Consider the following 24415-nt stretch of genomic DNA (forward strand, 5'->3'; position numbering starts at 1 on the left):
AATTTCGACGTTGTAATTTAGAATGTAAATATACTAAAGTTCATGAGAAAAATTTTAGCACTAGTTGCCTTAGTTTTTATAAGTTTTTCATGTAAAAACGAAGAAAGTAATAAGTTAGATGTTGATGTATCTAATATTAGTGTAAATGTCAATTTAGAACGTTTTGATGTTGACTTTTATACAACTAAAACAAACGAGCTTACTAAGACAAAAGAAAAGTACCCGATGCTTTTCCCTCCACAACCTGATAGTGTTTGGATAAATAAGATTAATAATAAAGATGAGCAAGAATTATTTACTGAAACTCAAAAGGTTTTTTCTGATGTCGAAGAAGAAAAGGAGCAGTTAATATCATTATTTAAACATGTAAAATATTATAATCCAAGGTTTGTTAGTCCGAAAGTGATTACCATGCTAACAAATATTGATTATAATAACAGAATTGTATATACAGATAGTTTGTTGTTGGTTTCTTTAGATGCTTATTTAGGTGAAAAACATGAGTTTTATAATGATTATCCAGCTTATGTAAAACAAAATAATACTAAAAAGCACATCGTAGTTGACGTTGCCAAGGCTATAGTAGGTAAACAAATGCTACCTAGTATGGCAAGGAGTTTCATAGATAAAATGATTTATCGAGGAAAAAAAATGTATTTGCTAGATGCTTATTTACCTAACGTAGCCGATGCTGTAAAAATAGGGTATTCACAAAAAAAACTAGAGTGGGCAGAGAGTAATGAAGAACAAATATGGATGTATTTTATAGAAAAAGATTTGTTGTACAGTACTAGTAAAGATGTAGATAAACGCTTTTTAGATTTAGCTCCTTTTTCTAAGTTTTATATGGAAGAAGATAGTCAATCTCCAGGAAGAATAGGAGAGTGGATTGGTTGGCAAATCGTAAGTTCGTACATGCAAAAGAATGATGTATCTTTGCATCAATTATTACAAACGAGTGAAGAGGAGATTTTCAAAAACTCAAGATATAAACCAAAAAGATAATGGCGATAGAACATACATCAAAAATAACATTTAAAGTAGGGCTAGACGAAAATAGAATTCCAGAAGAAATTACTTGGAATGCAGAAGACGGAGGTATAAAAGATGAAGCTTCAAAAGCAATTATGCTATCTGTTTGGGATCATAAACAAAAAGATACGTTACGTATGGATTTATGGACTAAAGATATGCCTGTAGATGAAATGAAGCAGTTTTTTCATCAAACCTTAGTGTCTATGGCAAACTCTTTTGAAAGAGCTACAAATGATGAAAAAATGAGTGCTACCATGCGCGATTTTTGCGACTACTTTGCTGAAAAGCTTGAGTTAATTCAGAAATAAAAAAAAGCAGCTTTAAAAGCTGCTTTTTTTTATGCGTTGTAATTTTTTATCTTATTAATAATTGTTTCATAATCATTAGAATTGTTTACAAAATCTAAATCAGAAACATCAACAATTAGGATGTTTAAATCAGGTTGTGTTTTAATGAAATTACTGTAACCATCATGGATTTTTTGTAAATAACTTGCTTCTATATTTTGTTCGTAATCGCGCCCGCGTTTTTTAATGTTTTCTAATAAACGCTCAGTATTTTGATATAAGTACACATATAAATCAGGCTTTGTGATTTCTTTGTACATTAAATCAAACATTTTTCTGTACAATTTATACTCATCACTATGTAAAGTAATTTGAGCAAAAATAAGTGATTTAAAAATGTAGTAATCTGAAACAATAAAATTTTTAAATAAATCGAACTGTGCTAAATCATCAGAAAGCTGTTGGTAACGATCTGCTAAAAAACTCATTTCTAAAGGAAAAGCATAGCGTTCATTGTCGTTATAAAACTTTGGTAAAAACGGATTGTCCGCAAAACGTTCTAAGACAATTTTTGCATTAAATTCATCAGACATCATATTGGCTAATGATGTTTTTCCGGCACCAATATTACCTTCAATAGCTATATAATTATACTTTTCGGTAATAGGAATTGGCCTTTCTAATTTTACATCTAACTTGATAATTTCAGAAGTGTCTGCGCAGTTTTCTAAACAAATGTATAAATGCTTTTTTTCAATTGGATGAATAACATTACGAGCAATTTGAACCAAAGGAACTAAAGCAAATTTACGATCTAACATTCGTGGATGTGGAACAATTAAGGTTTTTGAAAATATAATTTCATCATCAAATAATAAAATATCCAAATCAATCAATCTGTCAGAATATTCTTCAGCATTTTTTCTAGTTCTTCCAAGCTCTTTCTCGATATAGAGTAACCTAAGTATTAATTGTTCAGGAGGTAAATATGTTGAAACTTTAATACAAGTGTTGTAAAAATTATTACTGTCAAATCCCCATGAAGCAGTTTCGTATACAGATGCTACTTTTAATACAGCACCTACTTTATCTGCAATTAAGTTAATTGCTTTCTGAATGTTAGCTAGCTTATCTCCTTGGTTGGTTCCTATAGAAATGTATGTGATTCGTTGTATTTTCATGAATGGGATGCAAAGAAAACTAAAACTAAAAAAAGAAAGGCTAAAAAAAGATTTTTATTTAAATAAATTTTTCAAAAAAAAAGTAGGGTATTTTATTTTTCAACTGTTGTAGTAATGGATTTCTTTATAGAGTAAGATTTTTATATGATTATTGGGGAATGATCTGAAATAACTCTAAAGTTAAAGGCTGCTAATTTTAGCAGCCTTTCTTTATTTAAAGAGGTGTATAAAAACAAAAAGCAACCTTATAAGGTTGCTTTTTTATATCTAAAGAATTTTATGATTCTTTTTTATCCTGTCTAGGTTTTCTATCGTCACGACGATTATCGCGATTACGATTATCTCTTCCTTTGTTGTTATCTCTAGGTGGTCTTGCTACATAACCTTCTGGTTTAGGTAATAAGGCTTTACGAGATACTTTTTCTTTACGTGTTTTTGGGTCAATTCCGAAGTATTTTACATCTAAAATATCCCCTAAATTAACAACGTCAGTTACGTTGTTTGTACGTTCCCAAGCCAATTCGCTAACGTGTAGTAAAACTTCATTTCCTGGAGCTTCAGTATATTCTACAACAGCACCAAAATCTAATAACTTCACTACTTTTACTTCATATACAGAACCTTTTTCAGGTTTAAACATCATTGAATCGATGCGAGCGATAACCTTATCAATTCCTTCTTGATTTGTTCCTAAAATCTCAACGATACCTTCTTCAGTAACAGGGTCTTCGTTAATAACAATCGTAGTTTCTGTTTCTTTTTGTAACTCTTGGATATGTTTTCCACCCGGACCAATGAATGCTCCAATTAAGTCGTTAGGAATTACTCTATTTACCATTTTAGGTGCATGAGATTTAACATCGTCATTTGGAGTAGCGATAGTATCCGTTAATTTTTCTAAGATATGTAAACGACCATCACGAGCTTGTTTTAAAGCTTTTACTAAGATTTCATATGATAATCCTTTAATCTTAATATCCATTTGACAAGCTGTAATACCATCAGCAGTACCAGTTACTTTAAAGTCCATGTCTCCTAAGTGATCTTCATCTCCTAAAATATCAGATAAAACTGCATAACGATCACCATCAGAAATTAACCCCATTGCAATACCAGAAACTGGTTTTTTCATTTGAACCCCTGCGTCCATCAGTGCCATTGTACCCGAACAAACAGTAGCCATTGAAGAAGAACCATTAGATTCTAATACTTCAGATACTATACGAACTGTATAAGGGCAATCTTCAGGAATCATTCCTTTTAAAGCTCTTTGAGCTAGGTTACCATGACCAATTTCACGGCGAGAAGTTCCTCTTAAAGGGCGTGCTTCTCCAGTTGAAAAAGGAGGGAAGTTATAGTGTAAGTAGAATTTCTCTTCTCCTTGCATTGTTGGAGAATCTACCATGTTTGCATCTCTAGAAGTACCTAAAGTTACTGTAGCTAATGCTTGAGTTTCTCCACGTGTAAAGATTGATGAACCATGAGTTCTTGGTAAGTAATCTACCTCACACCAAATAGGTCTAATATCAGTAGTGGTACGTCCGTCTAAACGTAAACCTTCATTTAAAGTTAAATCTCTAACAGCAGCTTTGTGTGCTTTACTAAAATATTTTCCTACTAAATCACCGTATTCTTCTAATTCTTCTTCGGTGAACATTGCAATAACCTCTTCTTTAACTTCAGAAAAAGCTAATCCTCTTTCTTGTTTAGAAGTTCCTTTTTTAGCAATGTCATAACATTTTTGGTAAGCTGCATCATGAATTTTTTGTGCTAACTCTTCGTCTTCAGCTTCTCCTTCATACTCACGAGTTTCTTTTTTACCAAAAGCTTCTGCCAATGCTACCTGAGCATCACATTGTACTTTAATAGCTTCGTGTGCCACACGGATTGCTTCTGCCATTTCTTCTTCAGAAACTTCATCCATTTCTCCTTCAACCATTGCAACAAAGTCATTAGAAGCTCCAACCATTAAGTCGATATCCGCTTCAGCTAATTGAGTAGCACTAGGGTTGATAATGAATTCACCATTAATACGCGCAACACGTACTTCCGAAATTGGTGCTTCAAAAGGGATGTCTGATAATTGAATTGCAGCAGAGGCGGCTAAACCAGCTAAGGCATCTGGCATTACCTCTTCGTCATGAGACATTAATTGAATCATTACCTGAGTTTCTGCGTGGTAATCTTTTGGGAATAGTGGACGCAATACACGGTCTACTAAACGCATTGTTAAAATTTCTTCGTTTGAAGGGCGTGCTTCACGCTTCATAAATCCACCAGGGTAACGACCTGCAGCTGCAAATTTTTCACGGTAATCTACCGTTAATGGTAAAAAGTCAATACCTGGATTTGCAGTTCTTGCTGATACAACTGTTGCTAATAACATTGTATCTCCCATTCTTACAACAACAGAACCATCTGCTTGTTTTGCTAATTTTCCTGTTTCTAATGTGATGGTTCTTCCATCTCCAAGTTCTATTACTTGGTTAAATACTTTTGGAATCATAAATTAATTCTTCTAAATTTTAATTCGTTTTTGTTTGTTGTTGTGTTGTTGTTGCTCCAATGGAAAATCAAAATTGTTGTTAGTAATTTTGAGCTTTTTATATATAAATTTCTGTTTGTTAGTCAGAAATAAACTTCATGTAAAAATAAAAAAGAGGCACGTTTATAGAGCCTCTTTTCTTGTAGAATTATTTTCTAATTCCTAATTCTTTAATAATCGCACGATATCTATTAATCTCTTTTTTCTTTAGATAATCTAATAAGCTTCTACGCTTACCTACCATACGTACTAACGAGCGTTCTGTGTTAAAATCTTTACGATTTTTCTTTAAATGCTCAGTTAAGTGGTTAATTCTGTGCGTAAATAACGCGATTTGACCTTCTGCAGTACCAGTATCATTTGCTCCTTTACCGTGTTTTGCGAAGATTTGTTCTTTAACTTCTTTTGTTAAATACATGCCAATATTATTTAAATGATTATTATGTACTCAATGCATTTACATTGAAGATGCAAATGTACGATTATTTTTTTGAATGGTAACGAAAAAGTTAGAAAGCAAAAAAGCTAGCAATCGCTAGCTTTTTTGTTATGCTCTTACAGGTTGATTTTGTATTAAATCTAAATACAAGTTTACCTGTTTTTTTAAGTCTTTTCGTTCGTAAATACCATCTAAGAAACCGTGTTCTAATAAAAATTCAGAACGTTGGAAGCCTTCTGGTAAATCTTTACCAGTAGTGTCTTTTACTACACGAGGTCCTGCAAATCCAATTAAAGCATTTGGTTCAGCAATGTTTATATCTCCTAACATGGCAAATGAAGCTGTGGTTCCTCCAGTAGTTGGATCGGTACATAAAGATATGTATGGAATTTTAGCCTCTGCTAATTGCGCTAGCTTTGCAGAAGTTTTAGCTAATTGCATTAAAGAAAGTAAAGCCTCTTGCATACGAGCTCCTCCTGATTTAGAAATCATTAAGAAAGGAATATTGTTTTTGATAGAATAATCAATAGCTCTTGCTATTTTTTCACCAACAACACTTCCCATAGATCCACCAATAAAAGCAAAATCCATTGAAGCAATTACTAAATCTTTTCCCATTGATTTACCAACAGCAGCACGAGCAGCATCTTTTAATCCTGTTTTCTTCTGAGCAGCTTTTAGTTTTTCAGGGTACTTTTTAGTATCCTCAAATTTTAATGGGTCTTTAGCAGATAATTTTGGATCAAGTTCTGTGAACTTATTATCGTCAAAAAATATTTCAAAATATTCTTTACTCCCTATACGTACATGATATCCATCTTCTGGACTTACGTATAAATTTTTTTTAAGTTCGTCTGTGTCAATTATCTTTCCGCTTGGGGTTTTATACCACAAGCCTTTTGGTGTGTCTTTCTTTTCTTCTGTTGGGGTTTGAATCCCTTTGTCTGTACGTTTAAACCAAGCCATAATTTAGTTTTTTAATCTTTAGTTGTTTGGTTTTTCTTTTTTCAAAGAATTTTATAATGTGTTTACATTATTTAGGTCTTCAAAAGCTTTCTTTAATCTAGCTTTAAAAGTTTGTTCTCCTTCACGTAACCATTTACGAGGGTCATAATGTTTTTTGTTAGGAATATCATCTCCTTCAGGGTTACCGATTTGAGATTGCAAATATGCAGATTTTTCTTTCATATAATCACGAACACCTTCGGTAAATGCATATTGCAAATCAGTATCGATATTCATTTTTATAACTCCGTAACTAATTGCTTCACGAATTTCTTCTAAAGTAGAACCAGATCCTCCGTGGAAAACAAAGTCGATTGTGTTATGAGGAACGTTATATTTTTCTGAAATGTGTTCTTGTGAGTTCTTTAAAATTTTTGGAGTTAATTTTACGTTTCCTGGTTTATATACTCCGTGAACATTTCCGAAGGCAGCAGCAATAGTAAATTGTGGACTAACTTTCATTAATTCTTCATAAGCATAAGCCACTTCTTCTGGCTGTGTGTATAATTTAGAGCTATCAACATCTGTATTATCAACACCGTCTTCTTCACCTCCAGTAATTCCTAATTCAATTTCTAAAGTCATTCCCATTTTACTCATACGAGCAAGGTATTCTTTACAAATTTCAATATTTTCTTCTATTGGTTCTTCACTTAAGTCAATCATGTGAGAACTGTATAGAGGTTTTCCTGTTTCTTTATAAAATTGCTCACTAGCATCTAATAAACCATCAATCCAAGGTAATAATTTTTTTGCAGCATGGTCGGTGTGTAAAATAACAGGAATACCATATGCTTCAGCTAATAAGTGTATATGCTTAGCGCCAGCTACTGCACCAGCAATAGCAGCTTTTTCATTATCGTTTGATAAGCCTTTACCTGCATTGAATTGAGCACCTCCATTAGAGAACTGGATTATTACAGGCGAGTTAAGTTCTTTAGCTGTTTCTAAAACCGTATTAATTGTGTTTGATCCTACAACATTAACAGCAGGTAAAGCAAAACCTTTTTGTTTTGCTAATTTAAAAATTGCTTGAACTTCTTTTCCGGTGGCAACTCCAGGTTTAATCATTTTTTATTTTGTTTAGTAGTGTGTTACTTAGTTTAAGGAACAAATCTACACTTTTTTATACAAGTTGCGATAAATTTTTATTAGAAAGTACTTTGTTAAAAGGGGTAATTAATACCTATATTTAGCACAGAGTTAGAGAAATTGAAGTTTTGGAACCACTTATTATTAGTTAAATATGGTTCATGTGCTTTGAATCCTAAATCCAATCTTGCAATTAAAAATTTAAAGTCGTAACGAAGCCCGAAACCAGCACCAACAGCCATATCTTTTAACGATTTAAAACCATTAAATTTAGCTGGATCATCAACAAATTCTGTGTTGGTTATATCCCAAATGTTTCCTGCATCAATAAATAAAGCAGACTTTAAAGAACCAAAAACGTTAAAACGGTATTCAAAGCTAGTTAAAAATTTTAAGCTACCAATGTTGTATTCAAGAAGAGGTGCTCTAGTACCAGGACCCAAATCGTAGGTTCTCCATGCACGTATGTCGTTAGAACCTCCTGCAAAATAACTACGAGAAAAAGGAACGCCAGAATTATCATAAGTAAAAATAGCTCCAAGAAAAGTTCTGTGCGCTAAAACATTGTTATCACCTAAATCCCAATATTTTTTATACTCAATATCTGTTTTAAAATATTGAGCAATAGGAATTTTAAAAACAGTTTTTTGTCCAGAACTATTGCTCTTATTTGATAAAAGCCCCATAATATTTCCTGAGTTAGCAACTCTAAACTTAAAAAAAGAAAAGCTAGCATCTTTAATACTTTCTTGATTATTATAGGTATAACTATAGGCTATTTCTGGAATTAAAAAGTCGGATGTTACAATATTATATCTGTTAGCAAGGTTTAAGACGTTTTGAAACTCAATTGGGTTTGATGCTGCAAAATTAGCATCGGTAAGAACGCCTGAAATGAAATTAATTATTTCACCTGAGTTACTAGGGGTATTGTCTGGAAACGTATATGAAGGATCATAAATTTCAGCGACTTCAGATAATTTTCGATATTCAGAATTATATATAGAAAAATAATTATCAACATTTAGATTTCTAATATATTGAGTATTTAATAGTTCTAATTGAATGGATTTTCTTTTGTTATAGTCCCATTTGTAATCTATACCAATAGATATATTTTGTTTATCCAATCCTATGTTTTTTTGAATTCCTATTCCTGAGTAAAACTTAGTTCTAGGAAACATTCTTTTTGGAACCAATTTATGCAATCCGAAAGGAGCCATAAATCGAGGAACTTCTAGTGAAATATCCGAACCAATTTCCCAACCGGGTCCATTATTGGAGTTAAAATAAGAACCAAAAGTAGAGAGTTTAAAAAGCTCAGCACCTTTAAATGTATTTCTATTAGTTAATGAAAACTTTAAAGAAACATCAAAGTTACGAATGTTGGAACGTGATAATTCTGTTTCAAAACCTAAAGTGTATTTTTCTATAGGGGTTAAATATACATTGGCTTCCAGTTCGTTTTCGCTTAATTCATTATATCGAATAGAGGTTGCTTTGAAGTTTTTTAATCCTCTTAAATGTGTGCGTGTTAAATTTCTTAGTGAGTCACTATAAACGGTATTTGGTTTTATGAATAAAGATTGAGATAAGTACTTAGGATTGTATTTTAGTTTTCGAAGTGCGTAAAAATTAATTCCATTATAACTTACACTGTCTTTATGCTTAGAGTTTCTAGTGCTATAATTATAGTCGGTATAAACGTTTACTTTTCTTAATTTCTGAATTTGAAAAGGAATAGTTTTATCAGAAATATTGATATCTACATCGGTTTTTTCATAATTTTTTAAAGTGTCATTTTCAAAGGAGATATAATTTTCATTAAATTGATATATTCCTTTATTCCTAAAAAGTTTTACAAGTCGATTCGCTTCCTTTATAAAGTTGTCATTCTTATAATGATCTCCAGGTTTTAGGTAGCTTTTCTTTTTTGTAAGTTGATATAAAGAATCAAGAACTGGAGATGTAATAAAAGTTTTAATACTATCTAAATAAGAAGGATTCCCTTTGGTAATATGGTAGCTAATTTCTCCTTTTTTCTTACCAATAGTATCTTTTTTAGAGAAAACTTTAGCTCTAAAATATCCTTCAGTTTGAAAGTAAGCTTTTAAGTTATCTACAGTTTTATCTGTTTTTTTATCGTCAATAATAATTGGGGGTTCCCCACTAGTTAAAAACCAATTATTAAAACCAATAAGTGTTTTAGCTACAGCTATACTTTGCTTTTCTGAAAATACATCTTTGTAAAAATTATAGGTTTTTGGATTTTTTTTAGCCCATTCACTAGGTGTTTTTGGAGCTTCGGGATTTCCTAAATTATAAAAATGTAATGATAATGGTATACCCAAAGCCTTAGCGTTAGGGCGTTGTAATAATAATTCAGCAATATTATCACTAGAGTTTTTTACACTATCAATATATACTGTGTTTTTAGCTAGTAATAACTCATTTTTTTTAACATATTTAATTGTGCTACATGAGCTGAATAAGCCTACTAATAAAAAGAAGAAAGAAAGTTTTTTCATTAACTTTACGCCTCGTATTAAGAATCAAAAATACTATTTTTTAGTGGTTTTAGAGTGTTAAAAATAATTTAATGAATTTATCTAAAAACAACATAAAGTTAATAACTAGTTTACAGCAAAAAAAGTATAGACAAAAGCATCAATTATTTGTAGCAGAAGGTGTAAAGGTGGTTAATGAATTACTAGCGTCTTCTTTGGTAGTAGAACAATTATATACTACAGAAGAGTCTTTTATTTCTTCAAAAAATGTAGAGGTTATTTTGATTTCTGAAAATGAGTTAAAAAAGATTAGTACTTTAAAAACACCAAACAAAGTTTTAGGAATTTTTAAAATTCCAAACAAAAAAGAGGTTAATAAGGGCAATTTTATAGTTGCTTTAGATGGTATTAATGACCCAGGAAATCTAGGAACAATTATTCGTTTATGTGATTGGTTTGGGATTTCTGAGTTGGTATGTTCTAAAAATACGGTTGATTGTTATAATCAAAAAGTGGTACAGTCTACCATGGGGTCGTTAACTAGAGTTCAGGTTTCATATGTTGATTTGCCTAAGTTTTTAAAGAGTACTCCATTGCCTGTTTATACAGCAGATATGCATGGTGATAATGTTTATACTACTCCATTACCCCAAAAAGCAGTTTTAGTAATGGGAAATGAGGCAAATGGAATTTCTCTTGAAGTTGCTGATATTGTAAAAAACACTGTAACCATCCCAAGGTTTGGCGATTTACAAAAAACGGAGAGTTTAAATGTTGCCACTGCTACAGCTATATTATTAAGTGAGTTTAAAAGAAACTTGATTTAATATGATTGATTAGCTAATGCTTTATTTTTCTTAGAGAAAGCTTCCAATTCTTTTTTGTAAGGAGTGTAAGTGCTTTGAGCAAAAGTTGAAAGGTAATTTGTAATTTCTATAGGTTTTATTGGTTGGATGTTCTCTTTTTTATGTAGCTCTGGATAACATGATATAAAGAACTTTTGTATGTGAGCAATAAGCTTAATTAAATCATTACAGTAAACAGAAGGGTTATTGAAACCATTTTTTTTGCTATAACGATGAACCAATCTACCACCTTTACAAATTTCATTTAATGGACATTCTAAGCATTGTGTACAAAGCTTTGTGTTAAAATCATTAAAATATAATTTACCTAAAGAGGTATGTTGTATGTCTTGAAAATTGTTCTTTTTAATATTAAGACCTGTTTTAGTAAAACCATGACCGCAAGCTTTAAGAGAATCAATAGCCTCGATTTCTCCATTTGTTTCGATAACTAAAACGGTTGATTCATTTTTTGCTTTTTCGTTAACTCTCATTAGAGAATTTAACAAGCCTAAAAATAATGGGATTTTAAATCGCTTTGTATCTTTAATCCAAATATCAAATAAATTAATTAACCAATCGGCCATTAAGGTTTTGTCTTTATCGAAGGGAAAATTGTCATGTGTGTAATCAGGAATTAAAAAGTTTACATAACTAACATTCATTTTTTTAAAACTATCGTAAATTTCTTTTGGGCTTTCTTCAATATTAATAACACAAGCTATGTCAGCAAAATTCATTTCATTTTTTAATAACTTGACACTTTCAAAAACTGTGTCGTAGCTGCCATTTCCTTTATGGTCTACTCTATACATATCGTGTGCCTTTTTAGTTCCGTCAACGCTTACACTAGGGTAAATGTTCAAGCTTTTGAATAGCTGTATCCAACTTTTATCTAAAAGAACACCGTTTGTTTGCAAGTCAAAAGAAAAAGATACATCGGTTAGTTCTTGTTGTACTTTGTGCACTTTATTTATAAAATTAATATAAAAATCTTTAGAAGCGAGTAGAGGTTCGCCTCCATGGAAAATAAAGGAAAATTCTTTTTTATTATACTTTTTTATATAATTTTTAGTCTTTTCAATAATATTATCAACAACTTCTGAAGACATGAATTTAGGTTGGTTTTTATAGGTAGTGTCTCCAAGATTATACATAAAACAGTATGAACAATTAAGATTACATCTACTAGCAATTTTTATAGCTAAAGAATTAAAATTCATAATTAGAAAAGGTGTTGGTTAAAACAAGGAAACTATACAGTGTACAATTTCCTTGAGAAGATTTTAAAATTCTGTGTTATAATCTGAAGTGCTCTTTTTCAGCTTCAACTTCTATTAATTTCACACATTTTTGTAGCTTGTTACTCCAAACTAATCCGTCAGGACATACTCTTCCTCCTCCACTAGTAGGGTAATAAATTTCTTCTTCCACATAAATAGCTCCTCCTTTAATAAGGTCTAGATTGTCAGCTTGTAAGTTTGTGAACTTTTCTAATCCCTTTGGTAAAAAAAATGTTTTCTTCATAATTATTAATTTTAAGTTAATTGCTTACTCTATTTCTTTTTAAGTTTAAAAGATTACATTTTCAGCTACCTGTAAATCATTAAACTAATAGAAGTTAATAGGCTTGTTTTTAAACAAGTTTCTTAAATGAATTGCAACAAATATTAATGATTTGAGATGAAAAAGTAAGGTGACTAGGTGACTATTTATAAAAAATGGATGCATAATTTAAAAATTATAACACCCTTTTAGAGGGGTAATTAACTTGTTTCTGAAGAGAAGAGATTTGAGAGTAAGATTTCTGTTTGAAGGTAGATTTTTATTTTTTAGGATAGCGAATACGCTATAAAGATATAGATTGATAAAAGAAAACCTCTTCGTTTTTACTAAAAAACAAAGAGGTTGTTATTGTAGGCTTAAATTCTTTAAAACTTAAAATAATCCATTTATTTGAGCATCTATTCTATCGATAATAAAACCTAAGTCTTCTTGGTTATCAACAAAATCTAAATTATCAACATCTATAATTAATAATTTACCTTTATTGTATTGACTAATCCAAGCTTCATAGCGTTCATTTAACCTACTTAAATAATCAATACTGATAGAGTTTTCATATTCTCTACCACGCTTATGAATTTGACCTACGAGTGTAGAAATATCTGCACGCAAATAAATTAATAAATCAGGAGGGGTTACTAAGTTTTCCATTAATTCAAATAATGAAGAATAGTTACTATAATCTCTATTGGTCATAAGCCCCATTGCATGTAGGTTTGGAGCAAAAATATGAGCATCTTCATAAATAGTTCTATCTTGAATTATTTTTTTACCAGATTTACGAAGTTCTAAAACTTGACGAAAACGGCTATTTAAAAAGTATACTTGCAAATTAAAAGACCAACGCTCCATTTCTCCATAAAAATCATCTAAGTATGGATTTTCATCAACCGATTCAAAATGAGCTTCCCAATCGTAGTGTTTTGCTAATAATTTAGTTAAAGTGGTTTTTCCCGCGCCTATGTTTCCGGCAATTGCTACGTGCATAATTGTTTGTGTAAAAATGTTTTTAATATTGCTGGCACAGCCAGATTAGGGGGTGGTAAAATTACATAAAAAAAGGAATTAAGAAACAAGTTTAATAAATGAATATTAGATAAAAATAAAAAGCAAGCCAATTAGCTTGCTTTTTACTTTTCAGACATAGTTTATAACCTACTTAACAACTATTTTTCTTGTCACTTGTTTACCCGCATTTTCAACTTGTAATAAATAAAGTCCGCTTGCAGCTTTGGTTAATTGTATTTCTTCATTAAACTGACTAGAAATAGTTGAAAATTTTTGTGTTTCAAGTAATCTTCCCCTAAAATCAAAAAGTCTAATAATTGTTGATTTTTTATCTTTTACAGTGAATTTAAATTTTTCAAAAGCTTTTCCAGAATCTATTGGGATTGGACCTATCTCTAAGTCATCAAATAAAGTGTTATCGGTAGCAAAACTCTCTTCAACGGTAATAGTATAGTCTTCTACCTCACCATTAAAATTTAATCCACAAGAATTAGGGTTACTATTTACTTTTGTAGAAATTCTCATAGTTGTAGAACCTAATAAAGCATCTTCAGGAACGATAATAGAAAGAGTATTAGAAGTTAAGTCATAAGTTTCATTAGCATCAAATGCACAGTTTTGGTTCCAGTCTATCCAAGCAAATGTGTTTGTATTACTGTTTCCTGCTGTATTGATAGTGGTTGTTAAATCATAAGTTTCTCCTCTAACTACTTGGGTTGTTACTGATTTAAAATCAGAGTACCCATTTGCTTTATCAGAATTATTGTTGATACCATTAAAAGTAACATTAGTAATACTTAATTGAGACTCAGTGTTACCTGAAGAATTACAAAGGCTGTTGTTTACGTTTAAAAGGATATTTACTGATTTAGCCATTGAACCTGATGCTGCAGTAACAGTAATTGTGTAATCTCCTGTATCTACTACTACTACTTCTTCTTCTTCGGCGGTTAAATTACTTATTGTTAAGGTAAATTTTCCACTAGCATTCATACTAGTAGGGGTTAATGTTATAGTAGAATTAGTTGGAGCTCCTGAATAAGAAAGGTTAACAGTTTCATTAAACCCATACAAAGCTGTATAATCAAAATCAAAGGTTACTTCATTTGTAGCTTGTTTACATACAGATAGGTCTCCTGTACTATTAGAAATAGAAAAAGTAGGTTCTAAAACTGTAATAGTATAATCTTCAACTTCACCATTAAAGCCCAAGTTACAAGAATTTGGGTCAGCGTCTGACCTTGTAGAAACTCTCATAATAGTTTCTCCTGTTGGGATGCCTTCAGGAACCGTGATTAAAATAGCGCTAGTAGAGGTTAAGTCGTAAGTTTCATTAGTATCAAAAACACAATTTTGGTTCCAGTCAATCCAAGCAAATGTTTTTACATTATCATTTCCAGCTGTATTAATAGTAGTTGTTAAATTATAGTTGTTACCCCTAACTACCTCAGTGTTTTGACTGGTGAAGTTAGAATAACCAGTTGTTTTAGTAGAGTTATTGTTAATACTATTAAAGGTAACATTCGTAATGCTCAATTGCGATGCAATATTTCCAGAAGAATTACAAAGATTGTCATTTACGTTTAAAAGTATATCAACAGATTTAGTTATTGAACCTGACGTAGCTGTAACAGTAATTGTATAATCTCCTTTTGAAATATTTGTAAGGTTAGTTACGGTTAAGGTAAACTTACCGCTACTACTTATTGAAGAATTACTTAACGTAACAGTAGAGTTAGCAGGAGCTCCTGAGTAAGACAAATTTACTGTTTCATTAAATCCGTATAAAGCATTGTAGTCAAAATCAAAAACAAGCTCATTTGTAGCTATATTACATACAGATAAATCTCCTGTATTATTAGCTATTGAATACGTTGGAGCTGTAGGGAAAATGGTTAAATTGCTATTGTTTATGTTATAAAAAATATTATCTGAAGCTTCTACTAATATTCGTGCATTTGTAGTAGGGGTATCAGGTATAATAATATCTTCTGAACCGTCATTCGGTGTATTGTTTTTTAGAATGATAGGGTAAGTAAGGCCTCCATCTGTTGAAAGTTTTATGTTTACATTAGCACAGTTAATAGGTGATTGGTCTGTAGTTCCTTTATTCCATATAATGGTTTGGGTAGAACCAACTCCCCAAGATACGGCAGAATTAGGACTTGTTACAATAAAAGCCTCTGCATCTGTTACAGTTACTTTTATATCATCTCTAGCTGAGCTACCTCCACCTGCGTGATTATCTCTTACAGTTAAAGCAAAATCTAATTCTCTAGCCACAGAAGGAAGAACTTCCCATGTGGTAGAAGTATTACCACTTAATACGGTAGATAGTGCAGGCATGTATCTATCAGCTGATGAAGAAGGAAGTAATGATCTGAACATAGGACCTCCTGTATTTGTAGATAATGGAGACATGGTTGCTACTTCATTATCAATTTGTTCCCAGGTATAAGATAAAGATTCTGTTCCATCAACATCTGTAGCGGTTCCTTTTAAAACAAATGGTGTCGATTTAGGAATACTAACATTATTTCCCGCATTAGCTGTAGGAGCAGTATTACCTGTGTTTGAAGTGCTGGCACAATTCCCTGAACCTCGAATATGATTCCACATTTGAGCAATGCTAACCGCATGAAAATAGTCATCACTTACATTTTGTACATTTGGACCGCAAATACCAGCATATCCCATAATTGTTGAACCACTACCTGGTTCAACAGCAGTACTAGAGCTTCTATTCCCCTCACATGAATTATTAAATGTATGAGTAGCTCCGAATTGGTGTCCAATTTCATGAGCAACATAATCTATATCGTAAGTATCTCCTATAGGTCGGCTTCTTCCTGTAACTCCTTGAGCCTTATAGTTTGTAGCACAAACAGAGTTTAGCTGAGCTAGTCCTCCTGCTCCAGTACTAAACGTATGTCCAATATCATAATTAGCATCACCAATAATTTCATCACATTTTTCTTGACTTTCATCAATCAAGGTTCTGGCACTATCATTTGTTAAGCCATCTGTATCAGCATCTAAAAAGATTAAAGCATCATTATTGTCCACGATAACCATTCTTACAGCTAAATCTCTTTCATAAACCTCATTAACACGAGTAATTGTAGTATTCATAGCAGATAGTACAGCTGCTTTTTTTTCTGCATCACTAGCTGTAGATGGTACTCTTTGGTTGTTTATGTGAAACTGAGCATATTCACCTGTACAAGCAATGGCCATTCTATAGGTTCTTAAATTGCCATCATCAGCATTTCTTCGTTGATGTGGTGATATGTTATTTTTTTGTACAGTGTCTTCTACCTTACACGAAAATTCATCTTTGCTTGGAGGTAGACTACTTTTTTTATAAACAATATATTCTTTATAGTCTTTGGTGTATGGATTTATGTAGGAAGTACCTTCATTTGCTGAAGAAATAATTACGTGAACTCCATCTTTTCCAATACTTATCTTAGCCGAAGAAGAAGGATTGTCAATTCCTTGAGCTGAAAAAGATTTAATCATAGGATATTTTTCAGCTAGGGAAGGAGCTAAATAAGAAGTTTCTTTTATAGAAAATCTTTCTAGTTGTCCGTTAGCATTAGGAAGCTGGATAATTTTTGAATTAGGTGTATTTTTAGATAATGAGTTAGGCAATGTATTTTTAAAGCCTTCTAAGTTTAAACTCATTAAAATGTATTCTTTAGGTAAAGTATTATTTGTATTAAAAATTTCTTTCTTTTGTTGAGTAATGGCGTCTTTATGACTCCTTGTCCATAGTTGTTGTGAAAACAAGCTAGCTATTGATAAATAGAAAGCAAATAAAAAAGGAAGGGTACTTTTTTTAAACATGATTTTTGTTATTGATATACGTTTAGTTTATAACAGTAAAACTCTAAATTTCCCTACCTTTGTAGGGTAGTTTAGCGCCACAATTTATGAATAAAAAAATAAGAATTAGTGATCTAGGAAGAAAAGATTACAAGGAAACATGGGATTATCAAACGAATCTTTTAGATGAAATAGTATCATTAAAAAGAGAAAGAAGAAATGGAGATAGTGAAATAGAAACTCCTAATTACTTTTTGTTTGTAGAGCACCCGCATGTGTACACCTTAGGAAAATCAGGAGATATAAAAAATCTTTTGTTGAATGAAGAAAAATTAAAAGAGAAAGAAGCAACTTTTTATAAGATTAATAGAGGAGGGGATATAACTTATCATGGACCAGGACAAATTGTTGGTTATCCAATTTTAGATTTAGAAAATTTTTTTACAGACATCCATAAATATTTACGTTTGTTGGAGGAGTCAATCATTTTAACAATAGCAGAGTATGGGTTGGAAGGAGAAAGAAGTGAAGGAGAAACAGGTGTATGGCTTGGAGTAGGTACGCCGTTTGCTAGAAAAATTTGTGCCATGGGAATTAGAGCCAGTAGATGGGTAACTATGCACGGTTTTGCTTTAAATGTGAATGCTAACTTAGGCTATTTTGATAATATTATTCCTTGTGGAATACGTGGAAAAGCTGTTACTTCAATGGAAGTTGAATTAGGTAGAAAGGTCTCGGAAGAAGAGGTAAAAGAGAAAATTATAAAACATTTTAAAGAACTGTTTGAAGTGGAAGAGTTTATAAAAGCATAAAAAAAGGTTGACAATTGTCAACCTTTTTTTATGCTTTAGAACTAAAAATTATTTTTTAGCTTTGATTTCAAAAGAAATTTCCATTAAATCATTGATGAATTTGTCTTTTAAAGCAGCGTCAATTTTTTTAGACTTGTAAGTAACACCAAAGTCAGTTCTATCAATACTAAAAGTATCACTTTTAAAAGTTACCATATCATCAGCTTCTGTAATAGTAGCAGGTATAGTAATACTTTTAGTAACGTCTTTAAGAGTTAAGTTCCCTGTAACGTGTACTTTTCCACCTTTTACTTCAGAGCTAGCTACTTGAAATTTAGCAGTAGGGAATTTTTCAACATCAAAGAAATCAGCATTTTTTAAGTGTCCCTCTAAATCTTCTTTACCGTCTCCAGCTTTTAAATCTTCACAAGAAATAGTAGTCATGTCAATAATGAACTCACCAGATTTTACGTTTCCGTTTTCGATTTCTAACGTTCCTTTACTTAAACTTACGACACCATTATGAGAACCAGTAGGTTTGCTACCTTTCCAAGCAACAGAAGATTCAGCGATGTTAGCCTTATAAGTATTAATAACATTCTCTGTTTTTGCAACTTCTTTAATTTCGTCACTAACAGTAGTCTTGTTTTTATCTGTTTTACAAGAAACAGCTCCAATTGCAACAAATGCAATAGCTAAAATTGTTTTTTTCATTTTTGTGTTTTTAATAATGATACTTAATCAGATACAAATATAATTAAAAATAATTCCCATGGAAATTATTTTTTATCTTTGGAATCAATAATGATAGTTATAGGTCCATCATTTAGCAACTCTACCTTCATATCCGCACCAAACTGACCTGTTTGTACTTTTTTACCTAAATCAACCTCAATTTGTTGAACAAACTTTTCATATAAAGGAATAGCAACATCAGGTTTGGCAGCTTTAATATAACTAGGACGATTTCCTTTTTTGGTAGAAGCGTGTAAAGTAAATTGACTTACTATAATAGCATCTCCATTTATATCTTTAATCGATTTATTCATAACACCTTCTTCGTCATTAAAAATACGAAGGTTTGTTATTTTGTTTGAGAGCCATTTAATATCATCAGGTGTATCTTCAGTAACAATTCCAAGTAAAATTAAAAGCCCCTGTTGTATTTTAGCTACTCTTTCACCTTCAATAGTAACGCTAGCTTTTGAAACACGTTGAATGACAATTTTCATTTTATATAAATTGTTGAATTTTTAAATATTTGAATGTTTTGAACCTTAGTGGAGATTAGACTAAAAAATTATATTACTCCCAAATGTCGGTTCTGTAGTGTTCTTCTTCGCCTTCTAAAATTTGTAGATAACTTTTATAACGAGACCAAGCTATTTCTTCATTTTCTAGGGCTTCTTTAACTGCGCACTGTGGTTCGTTAATATGAATGCAATTGTTGAATTTGCAGTTTTGTTTTAAAGCAAAAAACTCAGGAAAGTAATCGCCTAATTCATCTTTGTCCATATCAACTACACCAAAACCTTTAATTCCGGGAGTGTCAATAATACGAGCATTAAAACTTAAATCGAACATTTCAGCAAACGTAGTAGTGTGTTGTCCTTGTTTGTGTTGTTCAGAAATTTCTTTCGTTTTTAAGTCTAAAGATGGTTCAATAGCGTTAACTAAGGTTGTTTTTCCAACTCCTGAATGACCTGCAAACATACTTACTTTGTCTGTCATCATCTCTTTTATTTTATCAATATTGATGTTTTTAGTCGCGGAAACTTCAATGCATTCGTAACCGATGGCTTCATAAATATCTTTTAAATACAAAATTTCGGCACGCTGCTCAATTTCGTAAGAATCAATTTTATTGAAAACTAATATAGTTTTAATTGAATAGGCTTCGGAAGTAACTAAAAAGCGATCAATGAAAGTCGTAAATGTAGGAGGGTTGTCAATAGTAATTAATAAAAACACCTGATCAATATTAGAAGCAATAACATGAGTTTGTTTTGAAAGATTAACAGACTTGCGAACGATATAGTTTTCTCGTTCATGAATATTAGTAATCAATCCTGTTTCTTCATCATTTTTAGTTTCTAACGAAAAATCAACAATATCACCTACAGAGATGGGATTGGTACTTTTAATTCCTTTGATACGAAACTTTCCTTTAATACGACACTTATATAGCTCGCCTTCAGATTTTACCCAATACCAACTTCCTGTAGATTTGTAAACTGTTCCTATCATAAAACAAAGATGAGAATAAATTAGAAAACTCAATGTAAAAATCCCGCTTTTGCGGGATTTAATATTTAGTTGTTGATAATTTTTTCTTGATGATTGATACTTTCTTGATGTATTGCTTTGAACATTTTAAGTACAAACTCTTCACTTAAACCACGTTCATCACCTTCTAAAATCATTTTACCTAGTATTTCGTTCCATCGTTTGGTTTGTAAAATAGCAACGTTTTTCTCTTTTTTCAATTTACCAATTGAATCTGCTATTTTCATACGTTTACCTAACATTTCAATTAATTGATGATCTACTACGTCAATTTGAGTACGTAAGGTGTTCAATGCGTTTCTATATTCAGTTTCTGTATCTGTGGCTTTTCTAACTTTTAAATCAATCATCATTTGAATTAATGATTTAGGAGTAATTTGTTGAGCTGCATCGCTCCATGCATTATCTGGATCGTAATGAGTTTCAACCATTAAACCATCAAAGTTTAAATCTAAGGCAGTTTGGCAAACATCAAAAATAATATCACGACGACCAGCGATGTGTGACGGATCACAAATCAGTGGTAAATCAGGGAAACGGTTTTGTAATTCAATAGGAATTTGCCATTCAGGATTGTTACGGTATCTTGTTTTTTCGTAAGTAGAGAATCCTCTATGAATAACCCCTAGTTTTTTAATGTTTTTAGCGTACAAGCGTTCTATGGCACCTAACCACAATGGTAAATCGGGGTTTACAGGGTTTTTTACTAAAACAATTTTATCTGTACCCTCTAAAGCATCTGCTATTTCTTGAACAATAAAAGGACTTACGGTAGTGCGAGCACCAATCCATAAGATGTCTACGTCGTGCTCAATTGCAAGTTTTACGTGATCTTTGTTGGCTACTTCAGTAGCAATTAACATTCCTGTTTCTTGCTTTGCTTTTTGTAACCATTTTAGCCCTAAAGCACCCACACCTTCAAAATTACCTGGTCTTGTACGAGGTTTCCAAATTCCAGCTCTTAAAACAGTAGCATCTGTATCTTTTAATTCGTGTGCAATTTGTAGTACTTGTTCTTCTGTTTCGGCGCTACAAGGTCCTGCAATTACTAGTGGATGCCCTAACCCGAAAGCATCTAACCATTTTTTTAACTCTTTTGTATTCTCCATTTTTGATATTCTTATTGTTGAGGTATTCCCTCTAAAATTCCATTTAATATTTGTTTTATATGATTGGTGTTTTCCATTTCTATATAGATTTCTGGAAAATCGTTGTTTTCTAATAAAGTTTTGAATTGTTGTAAGTTATGAATATATTCATTCAGAGACTCAATAACATTTTCTTTATTTTGCTCAAAAATAGGTGTCCACATTGCTGGTGAGCTTTTTGCTAAACGCACAGTAGAAGCAAATCCACTACCAGCCATATCAAAAATATCACGCTCGTTTTTCTCTTTTTCAATAACTGTTTTACCTAACATGAAAGAGCTGATATGTGATAAATGTGATACATAGGCTATATGCTTATCGTGCGATTTTGGATCCATGTATCGAATACGCATTCCTAATTTTGAAAATATATCTAATGCTTTTTCCTGTAATTTGAAAGCTGTTTTTTCTACCTCACAAATAATATTAGTTTTATTTCTAAATAAATTTGTCAATGCTGCATTGGGTCCTGAAAACTCAGTTCCAGCAATAGGGTGTGTTGCTAAAAAATTTCTTCTTTTCGGATGGTTTTTAACAGCATCACAAATTAGTTCTTTAGTCGAACCTACATCGAAAACCAAACAGGTATCAGAGATATTATCCAATGTTTTCAAAATAACCTCTCGTGAAACATCAACAGGAATAGCAATAATGACTATATCTGCATTTTTTAACTCTGAAAGAGTCGCTTTTTGATGGATGATTCCTCTTTCTAAAGCAAGGTCTCCATGCTCTTCGTTGGAATCTATTCCGTAGATAGTAGCATTTTTAAATCCTAGCTGAATATCTAAGGCAAAACTTCCGCCGATTAATCCTAGTCCTATGATAAATACGTTCATTATATTCTGTTGATTGCTTCGTTAATCTTTTCTTCTGGAACGCACAATGAAAAACGAATGTAACCTTCGCCTTGACTGCCAAAAATAGTTCCTGGGGCAGCGAAAATATGTTTATTATATAATAAATCATCAATCATTTCTTCAGATGTTTTTCCATCAGGAAGTTTGCACCAAACAAACATTCCAGATGCGTTTTTATCGTAGGTACATCCTAATTTTTCTGCTAACTCAAACACTAGTTTTTGCCTTTTTTTATAGGTGTTGTTTAGTTGAGTAAACCAATCCTTATCTAGTTCTAATGCTTTGGTAGCTCCTTTCTGAATTCCATAAAACATACCTGAATCCATTTGAGTTTTTACTTTTAAAATTTCAGTTAAGAATTCAGGTTTGCCTAATAACATTCCAACACGCCATCCAGCCATGTTAAAAGATTTACTTACTGAGTTTAATTCTAAAGCAACATCTTTTGAGCCTTCAATTTGTAAAATACTTTGAGGGTGTTCATTCAATATAAAGCTATACGGATTGTCATTTACAATAACTATGTTATGTTTTTTTCCAAAGTCAATCAACTTTTGAAAAGTTTCTTTGGTAGCATCAGCACCTGTTGGCATGTGTGGATAATTTACCCACATCAACTTTATTTTTGAAGTATCGAGTTTTTCCAAAGCTTCAAAGTTAGGTTGCCAGTTAGTTGTTTCTTCTAACTCGTAAAAAATAGGTTCTCCTCCTAATAAATTGGTCACAGAACTATAGGTCGGGTATCCTGGATTAGGAATTAATACCTGATCTCCTTCGTTTAAAAAAGCCAATGAAATATGCATAATTCCCTCTTTACTTCCCATTAAGGGAAGTACTTCGTTAGCAGGATTAATACTAACTTGATAGTTTTTATGATAAAAACTTGAAACAGCTTGTCTAAATTCAGGTAAGCCTTGATAACTCTGATAACTATGTGCTCCAGTATCTTGTAAACTATCTTGAATAGCTTTCAATACTGATGTTGGAGGTTGTAAATCAGGGCTCCCAATTCCAATATTTATAATTGGTTTACCTTCTGAAATTAATTGACGTACTTCTTGTAATTTTTTAGAGAAGTAGTATTCTTGCACGGTTTGTAATCGATTGGCAAACTGTATCATAATCTTCCGTTTTTGTATTCGCCTAATATTTTAAATTCTTCTGCCATAATTTGTATGATGGCTTTTGCTTTTTCGTAATCTTCATATTTTTCAAAAGTTACATCTACGAAAAAAGAGTACTTCCAAGGCGTCTCGATTTTGGGGAGCGATTGTATTTTAGTAAGGTTTAATTTACAGTCGCTCATTACATTTAGCACTGTAGCTAAACTTCCTCTTTTGTGATCTAGTTCAAATTTTAATGAAGCTTTATTGATTTCACTTTTACCATTTTTTGGAAGACTTGTTTGAAGAAATACAAATCGAGTTGCGTTATTTTTAATCGTTTGAATTTCATCTTCAATAACTGATAATTTAAAAATATCAGCAGCCATTTTAGGTGCAATTGCTGCAACTCCTTTTAATTTTTGGTCTGCGATTCTTTTTGCAACAGCAGAGGTATCAACATCTTCAACTAACTTAATGTGTTTATGTTGTTTGAAAAATTCTTTACATTGTAGTAATGCCATCGGATGCGAACAAACCTCAGTAATGTCTTCAATTCGTTGGTCAGGTAACGCCATTAAATGATGATGTATAGACAAGTAATACTCACCAGAAATATGCAAATTGTACTTGTCAATTAGGGCATAGTTGGGTATGATTGAGCCTGCTATGGTGTTTTCTAAAGCCATAATTGCTTGCTCACTTCTTGAATTAATAAGGCTATCAACCAATACGTCAAAAGATAAGCACTTGTGTAAGTCGATGTTTTCTCCGTAGTAGTTGTTTGCAACAATATGGTGGTTGCTTCCTTGTATTCCTTGAATGGCTATTTTTTTCATTTTACATCAAAAAAAAAGCCTCGATAAATTCGAGACTTTGATTGGGTATA

The 24415-nt window shown here is 31.8% G+C and carries 21 protein-coding genes; 4 read left to right on the top strand and 17 right to left on the bottom strand.

From position 1 onward, the window contains the following. Positions 1–42: 42 nt before the first annotated feature. Positions 43–1005, top strand: a complete 963-nt coding sequence (gene gldB / locus D6200_RS13560; RefSeq protein WP_073181860.1) for a gliding motility lipoprotein GldB — start codon at positions 43–45, stop codon at positions 1003–1005. Next, entirely contained in the window at positions 1005–1343 is a 339-nt protein-coding gene (gene gldC, locus D6200_RS13565; RefSeq protein WP_047788614.1) for a gliding motility protein GldC, read from the top strand. Before gldB ends, gldC begins: the two co-directional genes overlap by 1 nt. Positions 1344–1372: 29 nt before the next feature. Here gldC and folK read toward each other — a convergent pair whose 3' ends face one another. The 6 genes from folK to tamL all read right to left on the bottom strand — a co-directional run bounded on the left by folK (position 1373) and on the right by tamL (position 10112). After that, positions 1373–2503 carry a 2-amino-4-hydroxy-6-hydroxymethyldihydropteridine diphosphokinase gene (gene folK, locus D6200_RS13570; protein WP_047788613.1) on the bottom strand — a complete coding sequence of 377 codons (1131 nt, stop codon included), beginning with the start codon at positions 2501–2503 and terminating at the stop codon, positions 1373–1375. Between the two features lie 277 nt (positions 2504–2780). Continuing rightward, positions 2781–5009, bottom strand: a complete 2229-nt coding sequence (locus D6200_RS13575) for a polyribonucleotide nucleotidyltransferase (RefSeq protein ID WP_047788612.1) — start codon at positions 5007–5009, stop codon at positions 2781–2783. A gap of 187 nt (positions 5010–5196) precedes the next feature. Continuing rightward, the gene (gene rpsO / locus D6200_RS13580; protein WP_047788611.1) at positions 5197–5466 is read right to left on the bottom strand and encodes a 30S ribosomal protein S15; all 270 of its coding nucleotides are present in this window, start codon (positions 5464–5466) and stop codon (positions 5197–5199) included. 129 nt (positions 5467–5595) lie between these two features. Beyond that, positions 5596–6453, bottom strand: a complete 858-nt coding sequence (accD, locus tag D6200_RS13585; RefSeq protein WP_047788610.1) for an acetyl-CoA carboxylase, carboxyltransferase subunit beta — start codon at positions 6451–6453, stop codon at positions 5596–5598. Positions 6454–6504: 51 nt separating this feature from the next. Continuing rightward, on the bottom strand, positions 6505–7563 hold the full coding sequence (gene fbaA, locus D6200_RS13590; RefSeq protein WP_047788609.1) for a class II fructose-bisphosphate aldolase: 1059 nt from the start codon (positions 7561–7563) through the stop codon (positions 6505–6507). Between the two features lie 95 nt (positions 7564–7658). Next, on the bottom strand, positions 7659–10112 hold the full coding sequence (gene tamL / locus D6200_RS13595) for a translocation and assembly module lipoprotein TamL (protein ID WP_047788608.1): 2454 nt from the start codon (positions 10110–10112) through the stop codon (positions 7659–7661). A gap of 71 nt (positions 10113–10183) precedes the next feature. Between tamL and D6200_RS13600 the strand changes: the two genes are divergently transcribed. Beyond that, a complete protein-coding gene (locus tag D6200_RS13600; RefSeq protein ID WP_073181858.1) occupies positions 10184–10918 on the top strand; it encodes a TrmH family RNA methyltransferase in 735 nt (244 codons plus the stop codon). Here D6200_RS13600 and D6200_RS13605 read toward each other — a convergent pair. The 4 genes from D6200_RS13605 to D6200_RS13620 all read right to left on the bottom strand — a co-directional run bounded on the left by D6200_RS13605 (position 10915) and on the right by D6200_RS13620 (position 17359). Then, complete coding sequence (locus tag D6200_RS13605) at positions 10915–12159, bottom strand: radical SAM protein (protein ID WP_073181856.1); 1245 nt, start codon at positions 12157–12159, stop codon at positions 10915–10917. The two genes, D6200_RS13600 and D6200_RS13605, sit on opposite strands and share 4 nt — an antisense overlap. A 76-nt stretch (positions 12160–12235) precedes the next feature. After that, positions 12236–12463: a hypothetical protein gene (locus D6200_RS13610; protein WP_047788604.1), complete on the bottom strand. Its 228-nt coding sequence runs from the start codon at positions 12461–12463 to the stop codon at positions 12236–12238. A 411-nt stretch (positions 12464–12874) separates the two neighbouring features. After that, the gene (locus D6200_RS13615) at positions 12875–13489 is read right to left on the bottom strand and encodes a deoxynucleoside kinase (RefSeq protein WP_047788603.1); all 615 of its coding nucleotides are present in this window, start codon (positions 13487–13489) and stop codon (positions 12875–12877) included. Between the two features lie 168 nt (positions 13490–13657). Beyond that, positions 13658–17359: a reprolysin-like metallopeptidase gene (locus D6200_RS13620; protein ID WP_073181855.1), complete on the bottom strand. Its 3702-nt coding sequence runs from the start codon at positions 17357–17359 to the stop codon at positions 13658–13660. A gap of 86 nt (positions 17360–17445) precedes the next feature. Between D6200_RS13620 and lipB the strand changes: the two genes are divergently transcribed. Then, a complete protein-coding gene (gene lipB / locus D6200_RS13625; protein WP_047788602.1) occupies positions 17446–18150 on the top strand; it encodes a lipoyl(octanoyl) transferase LipB in 705 nt (234 codons plus the stop codon). Positions 18151–18198: 48 nt separating this feature from the next. Here the strand turns inward: lipB and D6200_RS13630 are convergent, their stop codons facing one another. From D6200_RS13630 to D6200_RS13660, 7 genes are all read right to left on the bottom strand, one after another. After that, positions 18199–18843 carry a YceI family protein gene (locus D6200_RS13630; protein ID WP_073181853.1) on the bottom strand — a complete coding sequence of 215 codons (645 nt, stop codon included), beginning with the start codon at positions 18841–18843 and terminating at the stop codon, positions 18199–18201. A gap of 65 nt (positions 18844–18908) precedes the next feature. Next, a complete protein-coding gene (dtd, locus tag D6200_RS13635) occupies positions 18909–19361 on the bottom strand; it encodes a D-aminoacyl-tRNA deacylase (protein ID WP_047788600.1) in 453 nt (150 codons plus the stop codon). A 73-nt stretch (positions 19362–19434) separates the two neighbouring features. Further along, positions 19435–20376: a ribosome small subunit-dependent GTPase A gene (rsgA, locus tag D6200_RS13640; protein ID WP_047788599.1), complete on the bottom strand. Its 942-nt coding sequence runs from the start codon at positions 20374–20376 to the stop codon at positions 19435–19437. A 65-nt stretch (positions 20377–20441) separates the two neighbouring features. Continuing rightward, positions 20442–21524 (bottom strand): bifunctional 3-deoxy-7-phosphoheptulonate synthase/chorismate mutase type II, encoded by a 1083-nt coding sequence (locus D6200_RS13645; protein ID WP_073181851.1) that lies wholly within the window; start codon positions 21522–21524, stop codon positions 20442–20444. An 11-nt stretch (positions 21525–21535) separates the two neighbouring features. Beyond that, positions 21536–22402, bottom strand: coding sequence for a prephenate dehydrogenase (locus D6200_RS13650; RefSeq protein ID WP_073181849.1), 867 nt, complete (start codon positions 22400–22402; stop codon positions 21536–21538). After that, the gene (locus tag D6200_RS13655; protein ID WP_073181847.1) at positions 22402–23544 is read right to left on the bottom strand and encodes a pyridoxal phosphate-dependent aminotransferase; all 1143 of its coding nucleotides are present in this window, start codon (positions 23542–23544) and stop codon (positions 22402–22404) included. The genes D6200_RS13650 and D6200_RS13655 overlap by 1 nt, the downstream gene beginning before the upstream one ends. Next, entirely contained in the window at positions 23541–24365 is an 825-nt protein-coding gene (locus D6200_RS13660) for a prephenate dehydratase (RefSeq protein ID WP_073181845.1), read from the bottom strand. Before D6200_RS13660 ends, D6200_RS13655 begins: the two co-directional genes overlap by 4 nt. Positions 24366–24415: the final 50 nt, after the last annotated feature.

The sequence above is a fragment of the Tenacibaculum mesophilum genome, assembly GCF_003867075.1.
In the GTDB taxonomy this organism is placed as follows: Bacteria; Bacteroidota; Bacteroidia; order Flavobacteriales; family Flavobacteriaceae; genus Polaribacter; species Polaribacter mesophilus.

What these genes read in the sequence shown, in the direction of transcription:
- D6200_RS13645 (WP_073181851.1), bottom strand. Translation starts at nt 21,524, where the DNA reads ATGGAGAATACAAAAGAGTTAAAAAAATGGTTAGATGCTTTCGGGTTA.
- folK (WP_047788613.1), bottom strand. Translation starts at nt 2,503, where the DNA reads ATGAAAATACAACGAATCACATACATTTCTATAGGAACCAACCAAGGA.
- rpsO (WP_047788611.1), bottom strand. Translation starts at nt 5,466, where the DNA reads ATGTATTTAACAAAAGAAGTTAAAGAACAAATCTTCGCAAAACACGGT.
- D6200_RS13620 (WP_073181855.1), bottom strand. Translation starts at nt 17,359, where the DNA reads ATGTTTAAAAAAAGTACCCTTCCTTTTTTATTTGCTTTCTATTTATCA.
- dtd (WP_047788600.1), bottom strand. Translation starts at nt 19,361, where the DNA reads ATGAAAATTGTCATTCAACGTGTTTCAAAAGCTAGCGTTACTATTGAA.
- D6200_RS13600 (WP_073181858.1), top strand. Translation starts at nt 10,184, where the DNA reads ATGAATTTATCTAAAAACAACATAAAGTTAATAACTAGTTTACAGCAA.
- accD (WP_047788610.1), bottom strand. Translation starts at nt 6,453, where the DNA reads ATGGCTTGGTTTAAACGTACAGACAAAGGGATTCAAACCCCAACAGAA.
- rsgA (WP_047788599.1), bottom strand. Translation starts at nt 20,376, where the DNA reads ATGATAGGAACAGTTTACAAATCTACAGGAAGTTGGTATTGGGTAAAA.
- D6200_RS13610 (WP_047788604.1), bottom strand. Translation starts at nt 12,463, where the DNA reads ATGAAGAAAACATTTTTTTTACCAAAGGGATTAGAAAAGTTCACAAAC.
- tamL (WP_047788608.1), bottom strand. Translation starts at nt 10,112, where the DNA reads ATGAAAAAACTTTCTTTCTTCTTTTTATTAGTAGGCTTATTCAGCTCA.
- gldC (WP_047788614.1), top strand. Translation starts at nt 1,005, where the DNA reads ATGGCGATAGAACATACATCAAAAATAACATTTAAAGTAGGGCTAGAC.
- lipB (WP_047788602.1), top strand. Translation starts at nt 17,446, where the DNA reads ATGAATAAAAAAATAAGAATTAGTGATCTAGGAAGAAAAGATTACAAG.
- D6200_RS13605 (WP_073181856.1), bottom strand. Translation starts at nt 12,159, where the DNA reads ATGAATTTTAATTCTTTAGCTATAAAAATTGCTAGTAGATGTAATCTT.
- D6200_RS13650 (WP_073181849.1), bottom strand. Translation starts at nt 22,402, where the DNA reads ATGAACGTATTTATCATAGGACTAGGATTAATCGGCGGAAGTTTTGCC.
- D6200_RS13615 (WP_047788603.1), bottom strand. Translation starts at nt 13,489, where the DNA reads ATGCACGTAGCAATTGCCGGAAACATAGGCGCGGGAAAAACCACTTTA.
- D6200_RS13630 (WP_073181853.1), bottom strand. Translation starts at nt 18,843, where the DNA reads ATGAAAAAAACAATTTTAGCTATTGCATTTGTTGCAATTGGAGCTGTT.
- D6200_RS13660 (WP_073181845.1), bottom strand. Translation starts at nt 24,365, where the DNA reads ATGAAAAAAATAGCCATTCAAGGAATACAAGGAAGCAACCACCATATT.
- gldB (WP_073181860.1), top strand. Translation starts at nt 43, where the DNA reads ATGAGAAAAATTTTAGCACTAGTTGCCTTAGTTTTTATAAGTTTTTCA.
- D6200_RS13575 (WP_047788612.1), bottom strand. Translation starts at nt 5,009, where the DNA reads ATGATTCCAAAAGTATTTAACCAAGTAATAGAACTTGGAGATGGAAGA.
- fbaA (WP_047788609.1), bottom strand. Translation starts at nt 7,563, where the DNA reads ATGATTAAACCTGGAGTTGCCACCGGAAAAGAAGTTCAAGCAATTTTT.
- D6200_RS13655 (WP_073181847.1), bottom strand. Translation starts at nt 23,544, where the DNA reads ATGATACAGTTTGCCAATCGATTACAAACCGTGCAAGAATACTACTTC.